This is a genomic window from Ruegeria sp. C9, from assembly GCF_056537585.1.
In genome coordinates this window covers 1-13,116 of sequence record NZ_JBQFRU010000003.1, presented here as the reverse complement: position 1 = coordinate 13,116, position 13,116 = coordinate 1, and the positions used below count along the sequence as shown (strand labels likewise).

Annotated in this window: 9 protein-coding genes and 1 tRNA gene; 1 reads left to right on the top strand and 9 read right to left on the bottom strand. The window is 58.2% G+C overall.

Annotated features, from left to right (window positions below):
* Positions 1-60: 60 nt before the first annotated feature.
* The 7 genes from qhpG to ACR0NE_RS08325 all read right to left on the bottom strand — a co-directional run bounded on the left by qhpG (position 61) and on the right by ACR0NE_RS08325 (position 11,549).
* Positions 61-1,476, bottom strand: coding sequence for a flavin-dependent monooxygenase QhpG (qhpG, locus tag ACR0NE_RS08355; RefSeq protein ID WP_170594306.1), 1,416 nt, complete (start codon positions 1,474-1,476; stop codon positions 61-63).
* A 4-nt stretch (positions 1,477-1,480) separates the two neighbouring features.
* Positions 1,481-2,791 (bottom strand): radical SAM/SPASM domain-containing protein, encoded by a 1,311-nt coding sequence (locus ACR0NE_RS08350; RefSeq protein ID WP_170594304.1) that lies wholly within the window; start codon positions 2,789-2,791, stop codon positions 1,481-1,483.
* Entirely contained in the window at positions 2,788-4,548 is a 1,761-nt protein-coding gene (locus ACR0NE_RS08345; RefSeq protein WP_170594303.1) for a ferritin-like domain-containing protein, read from the bottom strand. Before ACR0NE_RS08345 ends, ACR0NE_RS08350 begins: the two co-directional genes overlap by 4 nt.
* Positions 4,541-6,214, bottom strand: coding sequence for a hypothetical protein (locus ACR0NE_RS08340; RefSeq protein ID WP_170594301.1), 1,674 nt, complete (start codon positions 6,212-6,214; stop codon positions 4,541-4,543). The genes ACR0NE_RS08345 and ACR0NE_RS08340 overlap by 8 nt, the downstream gene beginning before the upstream one ends.
* 39 nt (positions 6,215-6,253) lie before the next feature.
* Complete coding sequence (locus tag ACR0NE_RS08335) at positions 6,254-7,819, bottom strand: FAD-binding oxidoreductase (protein ID WP_170594299.1); 1,566 nt, start codon at positions 7,817-7,819, stop codon at positions 6,254-6,256.
* A 120-nt stretch (positions 7,820-7,939) separates the two neighbouring features.
* Positions 7,940-11,245, bottom strand: a complete 3,306-nt coding sequence (locus ACR0NE_RS08330; RefSeq protein ID WP_170594297.1) for an adenylate/guanylate cyclase domain-containing protein — start codon at positions 11,243-11,245, stop codon at positions 7,940-7,942.
* A gap of 228 nt (positions 11,246-11,473) precedes the next feature.
* A tRNA-Trp gene (locus ACR0NE_RS08325) sits at positions 11,474-11,549 on the bottom strand.
* A 142-nt stretch (positions 11,550-11,691) separates the two neighbouring features.
* On the opposite strand from ACR0NE_RS08325, the gene ACR0NE_RS08320 reads away from it, so the two are divergent.
* A complete protein-coding gene (locus ACR0NE_RS08320; RefSeq protein WP_170402235.1) occupies positions 11,692-12,396 on the top strand; it encodes a DUF374 domain-containing protein in 705 nt (234 codons plus the stop codon).
* A 34-nt stretch (positions 12,397-12,430) separates the two neighbouring features.
* Here the strand turns inward: ACR0NE_RS08320 and ACR0NE_RS08315 are convergent, their stop codons facing one another.
* Together ACR0NE_RS08315 and ACR0NE_RS08310 are read right to left on the bottom strand one after the other, a co-directional pair.
* Positions 12,431-12,652 (bottom strand): hypothetical protein, encoded by a 222-nt coding sequence (locus ACR0NE_RS08315; protein WP_170420395.1) that lies wholly within the window; start codon positions 12,650-12,652, stop codon positions 12,431-12,433.
* A 270-nt stretch (positions 12,653-12,922) separates the two neighbouring features.
* Positions 12,923-13,116 (bottom strand): EF-Tu C-terminal domain-related protein (locus ACR0NE_RS08310; protein WP_480762215.1); only part of this gene is annotated, 194 nt, incomplete at its 5' end.

The following is a 13,116-nucleotide window of genomic DNA, read 5'->3' as shown; positions in this document are numbered from 1 at the left end:
TTCTTGGCGATTGGCGTTGCGGCGGACTTTAGGTGATTCAACGCGCCGAGGAAACCTCGATTAAGCCTGATCAGCGGCGGGGATCACGATGCGATGATACCAAAGCCAGCGCAGAATGCGCGACGCCGTGTGTGTGGCCAAAACCTCTGACCAGCTCTTGATGATGTTCAAAGTGGTTGTCGGGGCGCCCAGCCGCTCTAGCAACGGTCCCAGCATTGCGCCCTCCAGATTTGCAACTGGCCTTGGAAGATTCGGGTGCCCTATGACAAGGCCGGGTTCGATATGCGAAGCGGTTTGCACGCCGGAAGTGATGAGCTTGGCCTGAGGTGACAGGATGAGGGGCTGATCATCACGCAACGCCTCCGTGTTTGGATCGAACGCTGGAGACTTTACCCAATCCAACGGCTTTGCGCGCTCAGCCCAGAAGTGCGAAGGATCGACAGCATGCTGCCGTGCATAGAAATCGGCTGCGAGCGCTGCATGGGTCTGCACACGCTCGAATTGCCGATCCGCATAAAAAGACAAGGCCAGATCACTATGATCGGGGGTTGTCAGAAGCGTGTTCACCACAGCTGCGGCCTGCACCGCCTGCCCCATCGCCAATTGCACCCCCTGCGACGACAACGCGTCGACCGCGAAGCTGGCCTCTCCGACCCGCAGAAGGTCGCGCGTTGGTGGTGTTGTCTCGGCCTGGCTGGTCGCATCCGCCCGCCGCACAGGTCCGATACGGCGCTGTTCCAGACAGGGCGCTAGTAGTGTCGAACGGGCCAGAAGATTCAGATAGAGATCGCGTCGATCTGCGGGTGGCAGCCCGATGCAGGCGTCGGGATCGACAAAAACCATTGCGTTGACCACTCCTCCCGGTAACAGCGCGCCCCAATACCAATGTCCTTGTCCCGCCTCGACCCGGGCTTGCGGGCCAAAGCCCGGCGGCACGTGCCAATAAGCATAAAGCGCTAACAAAGGTTTGGATGCAGGGCGAAACCTGCGGCCCAGCCCGGCTTGCCGTCCCGCTGCGTCCAGCAGGATTTGTGCCTGGATCCGAAAGGCGCCCGTGTCGGTCCGAACGGGAATCTCCCAACCAGACTGCTGGCGCACCGGGCGGTATGCGCGCGCAGGTTGGATGACCTGCGCCCCTGCCGCTTGTGCTGCACGTAACAGCACCGCATCGAACTGGCCCCGGTCAACCAAAAGTCCGGGGTGATCACCGTCGACGCCGCGACGTTCGAACGCTCCGGCCCAATGCAAAAGCGATCCGCTTGCACGCAGAAAACCGGCTTGGGAAACGGTTTCGTCGACCCCCAACAGGTTCAGGATCGGCCAGATTGATGGCGGCAATGACTCGCCGACATGCTGGCGCGGGAACGTTTGCCGCTCGATCAGGCAGACACGCCGACCTAGCTGAGCCAACTTCAGCGCAGCAGAACTACCTGCCGGGCCTCCTCCGATCACGCAGATTTCGGTCTCAATCTCCATCCGTTCAGGCAGAGGCCACCTGAGCGGACACGCCAAAATAATCCGGACGTGCTTCGGACAAGCGGACATAGGCTTGAAGGCAATAGTGCAACCAACCTCGAATGTAGTCGCAAGCGGGGCGTCCGCGATGGATGACTTCGTGATGACACCCGCCGCCGCATAGATACCGCGCCCAGCAGGTGCCGCACGGGGACTGCGTGTGCACGTGCCGATCCGCCAACCAGTTCTCGCGCCGTAGGTCGGGGCCATCATAGACGTTGCCCATGGCTCCGGCTTCGTCTTCAACAAAGCGATGGCAAGCGAACAGGCCGCCATCAGCGGACACGCCAAAATACCCGCCCCCTGCCCCGCAGGCATAGGGCCGATGGGTGCCTCGGTGGATCTCCTGCATCGCCGCTGCCATGTTCGAGAATGGGTAGCGCCGCCCTTCGATTACCGCCGCCTCGAAAACTTCGCCGCAACGGATCATCTGCGATAGCATCTCGTCCAAATCACTCCGGTTCAGTTCATACTGACCGTTGGGCGAGGCCAGCATGGGCGAGAATCCAATCGAATGAAATCCCATTCCCACAAACCGATCCAGCGTCTCTGGCAGGTTCATATTCTGCGGCGTAACCGTTACCCGGGCACCAACCTGCATAAGGTGTTGAGCTGCCAGCAAAGGCTCGACCCGTTTCAGGATCGTATCAAAACTACCCCGACCGCCACGATTTGGGCGCAGCTTGTCATGGACCTCGCCCACGCCATCCAGACTGATGGTGACAGCAAATCCATGCGCTTCGAAAAACGCCGCATCCTCGGGGCGTAGCAGGGTCCCGTTGGTTGTGATCGAGAACCCGACGCTCAACCCGTTGGCATGCGCCTGATCGACGGCATATTCCGTAGTGCGTTGCACCAGATCGCGGTTGATCAGAGGTTCTCCACCCAAATAGGCAAGGTTGATCCGCACACCGGGTTCGGCTTCGGCCACCAGCCGATCAACCGAAGCCTTGGCGACTTCCCATTCCATATTCCGCGCGGGTCCGCCAAATTCTCCCCCTGCAGCATAGCAATAAGTGCAAGCCAGATTGCATTTCTGCGCCACTGCCAGTGACAGCGACCTCACGGGCATACTCTGAGGCGGCGTGTCATCGATGAAAGGTGTTCCATCCAATCCCATGGACCTGAGGAAAGCGCTCTGACTTCTCTTGTCCATCGTTGCGAATTGGTCCGCCGTCCCCTCAGGCACATCAAACACGCGCGATCCATCAACGGCCAGCATGTGATCTCCATGCCCTGTGTCAAAGAAATGCACCTGCGCGGCGGGTGGGATCACGCCTTACCCTCCGTCCAGAACGGGATGCCAATCCCCTTGGCGGCCAGCGCTTCGCCCTCGACGCGGAACAGCTTCATGTCATCGCGCACCTGCTGGATGTAGGCCTGGGAGTCTTCAAATTTGCCATCCGCTTCAAGCGTATAGGCGTTGGCTAACCCATCCTTGACCTTCGCGTAGAGTTCCAGCGCCGTCCTGGCCTCCTCTTCAGTGCCAACCTCAATCTGACGCAAATAGGCAGGCGTGCCCTCTCCCGTATCGTATTTGGCCAAAACGTCCTTCATTTGACTGAAGCGCAGGAAGTGCTCGTCCCCGTCGGTGTCGATCCGTACCGCCAGCGCATAAAGGCGGCGTTCCGGGAACAAATCCTCCTGCTCCAAAGTCGCCACACATTGTGCATAAGCGCGGTCGATAAAGCCTCCGGGGCGCTCGATCTCGATGAAATCCGCAAGCGCTTCGGCCGTCAGTGGCCTCAGTGCGCGCGGCTGCGTCTTACCCTTGCCCGCCGGCAAGGTTTCGGACGGGGTCAAGATGGGTTCATACCCCTCGGGCTCAAGCTCCCACAGCAGTTGGTTCGCCCAGCGCATATGGGTCATCTCGCCAATCGCGACCTCCAGCACCGAACGCCGGGCAAATATCAGATCGTCTTTCAGCGTCGGCCATTTTTGGGTATCCGCCGTTTCGGGATCCGCCAGAGAGAAATAGGCGTAAAGATATTGCAGGCTCAGCGTCATCTCCATCGCGGCCAGACGCGTCTTGAGGTCCTCGATCATCGCCTGCGGCGTGTCATAGGGCTCCACGCCTGGCATTTCGGGATCAACTTCATAAACCTCGCCCGTTTCGCGGCCTTCAACGACGATAGGCAATTCGCTCCACATCTGATTTACCTGATAATGGTCAATCTGGTAGGGGCGGTTTTGTTCGACCGTATTCAGCGCCGCGACGTTACCGGACGGAGACTTGTCCGAGCGCAGCCAATCCAGATAGGTCTCGGCCTCGATCGGGTTCTTTGACTGACCCGAGGGCAGCTGATCGTCATGCGCCACCTCAGCCATCACTACGTCGGGGTGGTTCGAAGGCCAGTAGTGGCAGCCGCAGTCGCGGAAGTCATGGGACCACGGATTGCACAGGCTTTGCGTCAATTCTCCGGGATCATAGGCTTCGCTGAAGACACCCGCCTCGGTCCGGTACTGGCGGCGGAATCCGTGCAGGACGACCTGCTCGGTATCCACGATGCCATCATGATTGCGCCGTTCCAGAGCAATGCTGACCGGTTTGTCATCACCATGTTCCAGACTGCGGATGAACCGCCAAATCATCAGCCCGTCATAGGGTGTGCCGTCTTCCTCCTTGAAAGTGATGCGCTTACCGCTCTGCTCGACCCATGACAGGAACCAGCGACCTTGGCTGAGCTTTGCGCCGATGTCACCGCTGTAGGCCTCCAACAGCGTCTGCACCCACTCCTCGGGGCTGTTGTCAGGCAGCATCGGATCATAGAAATAGTCCACAAAAACCAGATGAAAGCCCTGTGAATTCTTCGGCGCCTCGGGCACGGGGTTCAGCGGCACCCGCGCGGCGTTGAACACCAGACCGGGGAAAAAGCGGCGGTCCAGGTTGCGCACATCCATTTCCAGACCGGGAAAGCAATTCCCCACCGATCCGTCCAGTCGCGTGTTGTCGGGGTTGCCCGGTACCTTATAGGCCGCGCGGGCGGTCAGGTTGCGGGGTTTAACGCGGATTTGGCCGGGCTGATCAGACATTCTGAGCCTCCGTTTCCTGTGCAACCAGATAGTCGATGAACGAGATCACCAGATGGTACTGCCTGCGCGACAGCGACAGCGGGTAATAGTTGGAATCGCGCATATAGGGCGGCATCCGCGCGTCGTGCATCGAGTCGCGGATAATCCGAGGATCGCGAAAATCCGGGTTCGGATTTTGATCAGGGTTCGGGTCGGTTTCAAGCTCGGTCAGGATACCATATGGTGGACGCAGCAGTGTTTTAACGAAATCCGGGCGACGGCGTAGGAAATCCAGCAGGTTGGCCTCGTCAATCAACTGCTCATGCACGAACTTCGTCGCCACTGTATAGGGCAGCCGATCATTCGGCACGGAGTTCGAAAAGACCGAGATCGGTTGCGGGCGGATCAGTTCGTCGATCTTGTCCGGCGGCCTTGCATCCTCCTCCGTCATGGATTTCGCATCGGTTGACGGCAGGCCCGGCGTCGGGGAAATCCCGGTTTTCGCCTGTAATTTGGCATTGTCCTTCAAACCTTGCGCGCGGATATCGTCGAGGTTGATCAGGCTGTTGGTCTCGAAGGCGCGGCGGAAGATATCGACCACCTCGTCTTTGGCCTGGGTGTAGTTTTCTTCAGTTACCGAGATTAGCGACAGATCACGATCGGCCAGATCATCCTCAAGGCTGTAGAACGGCCGCGCATCAGGTGCAAAATCGGGTGGTCCGGTCATGATCGTGGCGCGCGCGGTCAGGCGTTCGCCACGTACTGCCAGCGTCGCCTCGATCACGCCATCGCTGGTGTCATCGGCCACTCCCCAGGATTGGTCATTGCCCACACGGGCACCGTCGTAACTATCGTGCGGCTCAGGGTCGTCCGAGGTGCCGGACATCATGATCCATTTCGACCAAGGGGTGTCGGGGTTCAGGATGCGGTTCTGTTCGGGCACGATTTCGTGGATGCGACCATATTCCGATTTCGGCGGGTCGTTCTGATAGCCCGGTACGGCCAGCGTCGCCGGACCGTATGCAGCATCAGGCGGGCCATAAACCTCACCTTTCGGAGGCATAAAGCGCAGGCGCAGGATGCTGCGGTCGATGAACTCCCCTTCGACCGGTTCATCATGACCCTGCACAGGATGCATCACACGGATTGAGCCTAGCGGGATCGGGTTATGCTCATAGACCATCGGCTGTTGTTCGGACGTATACGGGCTGAAGGCCAGCAGGGGTTTCGGGGTGAAATCCTGACCCGCAATCTCGACCCGTGCACGAAACCCGCAAGCCGCGTCGCCAGTCCGGCGCTCGGCCTTGGTGTTCCCGACGGTGACCGAATAGCGCACGTTTTGCAGCGACAGGCCCTGATCGTCGAGCAGATCGAGCGTCACCGGTGTCTCATATTCCTCGCCCGTCTCGGCATCATGCATCCGCGCCCACAGCTCAAAGAACGGGGCAACCGGGCGCAACGCGCCGCCTTCGTCGCGAAAGCGGATTGTGTCGGGATCGGGAAGATAGGCAGTGACACTGCCATCTTCAATCTCGCGAAAGGTTATGTTCGACCGGATGACCGTTTTGTTGTTGCCATGGGCATCCATGTCCTGCTGCCACTCATAGCTTTCCAGCGGTGTCTCACCCGGTCCAAGGCGGGCAACCGCCATGGGTGGCAGAAAGAAAATCTCTTGGATCGTGTCCATACTGGGCCCTCCCCCGTTTGGCCTTGGCAGCCCCCGCTTTCAGGGGTTCGAATAGCTCTCGTATGTGATCGTTGGGTCGTCGAATATCGACTTGGACGTATCTCGGATGATGTCAGGCGGAGCGTCATCCGGCACAGGCGAAATGCTCTGCTGATAATGGAAGAAATTATGCGGGTCGAATTTCTGCTTCAAGAACAGCAAAGAGTTGAAATACTCGCCCCAATATTGCCAGCGATAGTTCTTCTGAGTCCGCCGCGGATAGTTCTGATAGACGCGGTCAATGAAATAGCCTTCTTCGGTCATCAGTTCCATGAATCCGTCGAGCCACGGCACCACGATCTCTTTTTCTTCTTCCGACACCCAGAACACATCGACGTAGAAGTTCAGCGACACATCACGGTGAATGAAGGCATTGCCTTGTTTGCCCAACGGCATCCGATTGATCGCCCCCCCATAGGGTTCGATGGCCACAGCGCCATAAGCGTTGGGCGTGCTGTCGAGGTAGTCCACGACGCGCTGCCATTCGGCTTCGTTGAGCTGGCGTTCAATATATCCGGCCTGCTTATCTTCACGCGCCTGATCGGGGACGACGGGGATGTCATATTTGTCGTCATACAGCCATGAGTTGATTTCTTGATAGGTGCCATAGTTCTGGTCGTCCTCCCCCATCTCGCCGCCGATTTCATCGCTCAGCAGGGGCTGAACAAACGCGTTCCCCTCTTCGGACGTGCCATCATAGAGCGCCGACACCAGCAGCACTTTTCGATCTCCCTGATAGGCCAGAAAGATATAGGCCCCGAAACGGTCATCTTCGCAGGTGCGCATGTAGTTGGCCTGCAGGTACTCCAGTGCCTTGGCGGCTTTGTCCAGCGGCCATGTGATGTGGCAACCCCAGACTTCATATAGCTGGTGCAGCTGGTAGCGGATTTCCAGCAACACACCAAAGTTGTTGCCGGTCCCGCCTCGTATGGCCCAGAAGAGGTCGGAGTTCGTATCTTTGTCCGCGATCACGATACTGCCGTCCCACAGCATGACCGTGACGCCCAGAACGTTGTCGCAGGCCATCCCAAGCCGGCGCGAGGTAAAGCCATAGCCGCCGCCCATCATGAAACCCGCCACGCAGACATCCTGACAGGCCCCGCCCGGCACATGCAGGTGATAGGAGTTCAACTCCGAATTCAGCATCTTGAACGGTGTGCCCGGACCGACATAGGCCATCGGCACCTTTGGATCGACGGTCACGTAACGCATTCGGCTGGTATCCAGCACCATCTGGTTATTGACCGAATACCCCGCCGTGCTGTGACGCCCTGACCGCGCAACAACCCACAGGTCATGCTCACGCGCGAAAGCAAGGCTGGCGCGTACATCCTGAATGGTCTCGCAATAGACGATGATCTCTGGGTAGTCCTGGAAAGCCGGATTCCAAACCTGCCGGTCATTGTTGTAATCCGCGTCGGTCGGCAGAGTGACCGTTCCGATCAGTTTCTTCTCAAATTCACGTAACTCATCGGGCGTGATCGAATGGTACTGCTGCAGCGCCAGATCGGTACGGCTTTGCGCCAAGACATCCTTGGCCAGAAGTGTTTTGCTGATCTTACGCATTAGGTCTCCTCATACCACAAGAGCGGGGCGCCGGACTGGTGACCCAGCGCTTAAAAGTCGAAATTCAGGTATCATCCCAACTCTGCCCGCGCCCAAGCTGGCAGCAAGTTGGCCTTCGGGTCAAGTAATCGTTTCCATCAACGCTCGTGCGTCTTTGAGGTCCGGCAGTTGGGCATCTTGATGGAAATGCGACATGACCGAAATCAACGCCTCACCAACCGGTTCGCCTCGGTGTTGCCGCCACTCCGCCAACGCGACCGCCGCACGAAGCTCGTAAAGCCGCGCGCCTTGCCTTTGCGCTGTTTCGATAGCGCGCAACAGCAGCGGTACGGGATCGCCCCCTGTCTTGGCTACAAGGGCGGCCTCGATACGAAGCTGATCGGCCTCGGCCCATTTCTCTTCGGTTTTACTCAGAACATTTCTGGCGTGCGTCAGAGTCTGATGCGCAGCGTCGTGATGGCCGGCGTTTGTCTGAATCTCGGCAATCAGCGAAGGGAAGAAAGTCTTGTAATTTCCGGCCCCAACCGACCACCAGTCTTCCGACGCCTGACGCAGGTCCTCGATATGTTCGACTTCAGAGGTCGTGGTCGCCTTTGCCCAGCTTTCCCATAGCCGCGCAATGGTCGCCATAAAGGGTAGCGAATGCTCCTCGGCGACTTCGGACAGCGCCTTAACATCCCTTTGCAATGCAGGGATGTCGCGCGCCAGCAGGTGAACCTTGCACATGTAAACCAAGATCTGCGCCACACTATGCGCGTGCTTGAGGTTCTTGGACCATTCCAGCGCTGTATTCTGCACCTGCAGGGCATCTTGATGCCGACCCATCAGGCAATAACATGTGCCCAGAAATGCTGATGTAATCGCGGCATGATCCGTTCCATAGACATAGGCTAGCTGGCTGTGCTGATCAAAATCATAAAGCGCCCAAGCTTGCTCAAGATGGCGCTTTGCATCTGACAGGTTGCCCAGATGCAATTGCACCGCCCCCATGGCGCGATGACCGACCATGCGGTGTTCGGTCTTGCCGCTTGTCGCCGCCAGATCGAGGATCTGCGCAGCCACGCCTTTCGCCAATCGATATTCGGCACGCACAAGATGGAATGCATATAGCCCGTTGAGCACAGGAAACAGCCGCTCGGTCTCGTCAGCTCGGTGACATAGTTCGCGCAGACGCCCATAGGCCTCACCCGTCGCATCCCCCGAAATACCGCTTGTTGAGCGCAAGACACCGGCACGCAGGATCTGGATGTCGATCTCTTGCAAATCCCGTGCACGGCTCTTTGGCAGATCGGCAAGCTGATCCAGAGCTTTCGACAGATGGGTCAACGCCTCGGCCTGGGCCGAGCGTTCGATCGCTCGACGCCCCGCGCTTTGCCAGTGCATCACGGCCTCATCCGCGCGTTGGGCCAACGTGTAGTGCTGTGCCAGAACCTCGGGCTGAGTCTGGGCCAGTTGCGGCTGGTTCTCTAGCAACGCACCCGCCGCGCGGTCATGCAGCGACTGCCGTTCCGTGCGCAGCAGGCTGTCATAAGCCATGTCGCGAATCAATGCGTGGCGGAAGATGAACTCATCCTCTGCCGCATCCGGGGCTTGAAGAATGATCCCGGCCGATGAGAGCTGTTCCAGTCCGGCCTGCAGAACCGTCGGAGACAGAAACGAAACAGAGGCCAGCAACGCGATCGAGAACTGCCGCCCGAACACGGCGCCGGTTTGCGCCACTTCTTTGGCCTTGCCCAAACGGTCTAGACGCTCCATCAGCGAATCCTGCAACGTGCTGGGAACTGAAAGCGATGGCAGGGGGCCGCGCACGACATACCCCTTGTCGCTCAAGCGCAATTGCCCCGATTCCAAAAGACCGCGGGTCACTTCCTGGACATAAAGCGGAATGCCATCCGTCTTGGCCGCAATAAGGTCGCAAACCTCGGGTGGTACAGGGTGCCCCCCCGCCACCTCAGCTACGATCTCAGCCACATCCCGATTGGTCAAACGCTTGAGAGGTATACGCAGGGTATTGTTGTGGTGACCCCAACCCGGATCGAAACCGGTACGTGCTGTTACGACGATCAGCACCGGTAAGTCCCGAATATGTTCGATCACCCGATCTGTAAGAGACAAGGTGGTCGGATCAACCCAATGCGCATCTTCGAACAACAGCAACACCGGTCGTTCTCGCGCTAACGTCGCAAGCTGTTCTGTCACTGCCTCCAACGTCTTCTCAAGCTTCACTTGCGGCGGCAGGTCGAGAGGCCCCAGCGTAGCATCAGCATCAACGCTCAACAAATCGGCGATCAGGCGCACATGCTCAGGCGGGTGATGGCGCAAGAGGTACGAGAGTTTTCCCAGTTTATCCTCATCGTTGTCTGTCGGCGCAAATCCTGCTGCGCGTTCCAGATGCTGAATGATCGGATAAAGTGCCGAGTTGGCATGAAAGGGCGAACACTGGAAGTTCAGGCGAAGCGCGCCTTGATCCAGCACTTCTTGGCTAAGCCCCTCAATCAGGCGTGATTTGCCGATCCCCGCCTCGCCAGTGACAAGAACCGATTGTCCAGCGCCCTGACTTGCCTCATTCCATTTGTCGGTCAGCTTGCGGAACTCTGCCTGGCGCCCAATGAGCCGACCAGAACCGGCATCAGGCATTATGTCAAATCTGCGCTCGATCCGCGCCTGCCCTGTGACGCTCCAGGCTTGTATCGGTTCCGAAAACCCTTTCAGTGCGAAAGACCCGCGATCCTGCAGTTCAAATGCATTGCCCACCAATCTGCGAGTGGATGGGCTGATGATCAGTGTATTGGGCTCGGCCAAACTCTGCAAACGTGCTGCCAGATTGGGTGTACGCCCCATGACCACGTCATGTTCCTTCAACCCTTCGCCATGGATCTCGCCCACAACGACAAGACCGGTCGAAACACCGATCCGCGCAGTCAGACGCTCCTCGCCTTCCATGCGATTCAATCCTTCAAGAATATCCAGACCCGCATGAACGGCGCGCGAGGCCGCATCTTCCACCGCGTGAGGATACCCGAAATAGATCATCGCCCCGTCACCCATGAAATCGGCGATATGTCCACCAAAGCGAGCAACCGAGGTCGAGCAAATTTCCTTGAACCGCCGAAGCAGCTCCCCCAAGTCTTCGGGATCAAGCCGCTCGGACATGGCAGTCGAGCCAACCAGATCAACAAACATAACTGTCAGTTGCCTCCGCTCGGCGACAATCTTCCCGCTGCCTTGCACCGGGGTCGGGTTGGCATCCCGCGCCTGCCCCAATGCGGCCATCAATCGGCGCCTTGGTCCAAGTGGCAGCCCAAGGTCGATCAAATCATGTTCGGAGAGATGTGCGAGATCGGCCAATGTAACTTCGTTCGACGCGAATACCGGCGCATATTTCGACAGCCCGTGTTCTTCAAGGAATGCGTCGATCTCTGTCATTATCCCCGTTGTCCCCGATCGTCTCCGGGTTCCCCTACCCGGTCAGGCTTGCATATTGTGACACAAAAGCCGAACGACTTTAGCACATTAGCTGGACAGTCCTGATGGCTTTTCCTTCAGCCTTGATCAAGCTTTTTCTTTATTGCCGCACACGTCAAGTGAATTGCGCCACACGTAAGCACCAAGCCCACGCCTCTGTTGCAGGAATTTCGCTTGTCTGGTGGGAAATGGCAGGGGCAGCAGGGTTCGAACCCGCGACCTACGGTTTTGGAGACCGTCGCTCTACCAACTGAGCTATACCCCTAGGCTGGGCCATCAGATATGACAGAGGCGCAGCGGACTCAAGAGGCTTTTTGAGTTTTCCGAACACTTTACCGCTGACAAAAAAGTTGCGCCCGGCGCGCAGTTCTTTAAGACAAGGCTCGGCCAGCAGGAGGACCGCAGCCTTGAGCATCCGCAAGAAAATCGCAGACAGCGAAGCCGTGCTGAACTGGGTCGCGCGACGGATCGCAAGCTATATCCGATTGGTGCATCGCAACACACGCTGGCAGCGCATCGGTTACGAAGAACTGGATCAACTGGCCGAACAGGGCGAACCGGTCATCGTGGTGCTGTGGCACCAGAGACTGGCACAATCGCCATATTTCTTCCCACTGGACAAAGGCCGCATCTGCTCGATCACTTCGGCAGCGCGCGCGGGCAGCATGGTGGGGCGAGTGCAGAAGCTGTTCGGGATGGATACAATTGCAATGTCCAGCCGCAAGCGCCACGTCGCCTTGTCGCGCGAAGTGCTGGGAAAGATGAAACAGGGTATCTCGATTGGCATTGCCGCCGACGGCCCTCGCGGACCCGAGCGGGTATCCTCGACCGTACCGCTGGTCTGGGCTCGCACATCAGGTAAACGAGTTTTCGGCATCACCTATTCCGCGCGGCACGGGCGCGAAGCCGGAACTTGGGATCGTCTGCTGATGCCTCGCCCCTGGCGCAACGACGGCGTATTTCTGTGCCGCGAATGGACCGATCCAGTTCCACGCAAGGCCAGCGAAGAGCAGATTGAGGCCCTTCGTCTGAGCCTTGAGCAGCATATGAACGACATCACCGCCGAGGCCGACCGGATGGTCGGGCGTGAGCCATGGGCAAAGAGCATGTGAACCCAGAAACCGGCTTGAAACGACCATTGCGCCGTTAGGCCGCGTCTGCGCTGGTTTTGACCGAGGTCGCTCCTCTCGCCATGCTGTCCGACATTTCAGCAAGCTTGATATCAAATCGCTTGCGCTCTCGGCAAAAGTCGCTGATTTTGCACTCAACTTCCTGTTCGTCATCACCGAGAACAGCGGCTCTCATATCGTCCAAATCCTTGCTGTGAAGGATTTGCGTTCCATAGTTCAGAAATTCAAAACCAAACATCTTAGTCTCCCCTGATCGCCGGGACGCGCTTGATTTGCGCGTCACCCTTGCTGTTGCAATAGAGAGCTGGGAGTTCAGTCTTCGTTTGGAGTGGACGGTAGATTAAGAATGCGAGATCGACTTCTGTTTTGTTCAATGAACTCAGCTTGCCCGAGATTATTCGACGAATAATCTCAATGCGCCGAGAAGATTGGATGAGAAAAGGCCGCCCCATGTGGAGCGGCCTTCTTTAGTTCACCGATTTGCCGGGCCAAAGCCCGACTACCGTGATTACTCGATGATTTTCGAGACGACGCCGGCGCCGACGGTGCGGCCGCCTTCGCGGATCGCAAAGCGCAGGCCGTCTTCCATCGCGATGGGCGCGATCAGCTCGACGGTGAAGCCGACGTTGTCGCCGGGCATAACCATCTCGGTGCCAGCCGCCAGGGTCACGGTGCCGGTCACGTCAGTTGTACGGAAGTAGA

Bases quoted from the DNA above. Each gene is read 5' to 3' on its own strand.
- ACR0NE_RS08315 (WP_170420395.1), bottom strand. From the start codon at position 12,652: ATGTTTGGTTTTGAATTTCTGAACTATGGAACGCAAATCCTTCACAGC.
- qhpG (WP_170594306.1), bottom strand. From the start codon at position 1,476: ATGGAGATTGAGACCGAAATCTGCGTGATCGGAGGAGGCCCGGCAGGT.
- ACR0NE_RS08340 (WP_170594301.1), bottom strand. From the start codon at position 6,214: ATGGACACGATCCAAGAGATTTTCTTTCTGCCACCCATGGCGGTTGCC.
- ACR0NE_RS08345 (WP_170594303.1), bottom strand. From the start codon at position 4,548: ATGTCTGATCAGCCCGGCCAAATCCGCGTTAAACCCCGCAACCTGACC.
- ACR0NE_RS08330 (WP_170594297.1), bottom strand. From the start codon at position 11,245: ATGACAGAGATCGACGCATTCCTTGAAGAACACGGGCTGTCGAAATAT.
- ACR0NE_RS08335 (WP_170594299.1), bottom strand. From the start codon at position 7,819: ATGCGTAAGATCAGCAAAACACTTCTGGCCAAGGATGTCTTGGCGCAA.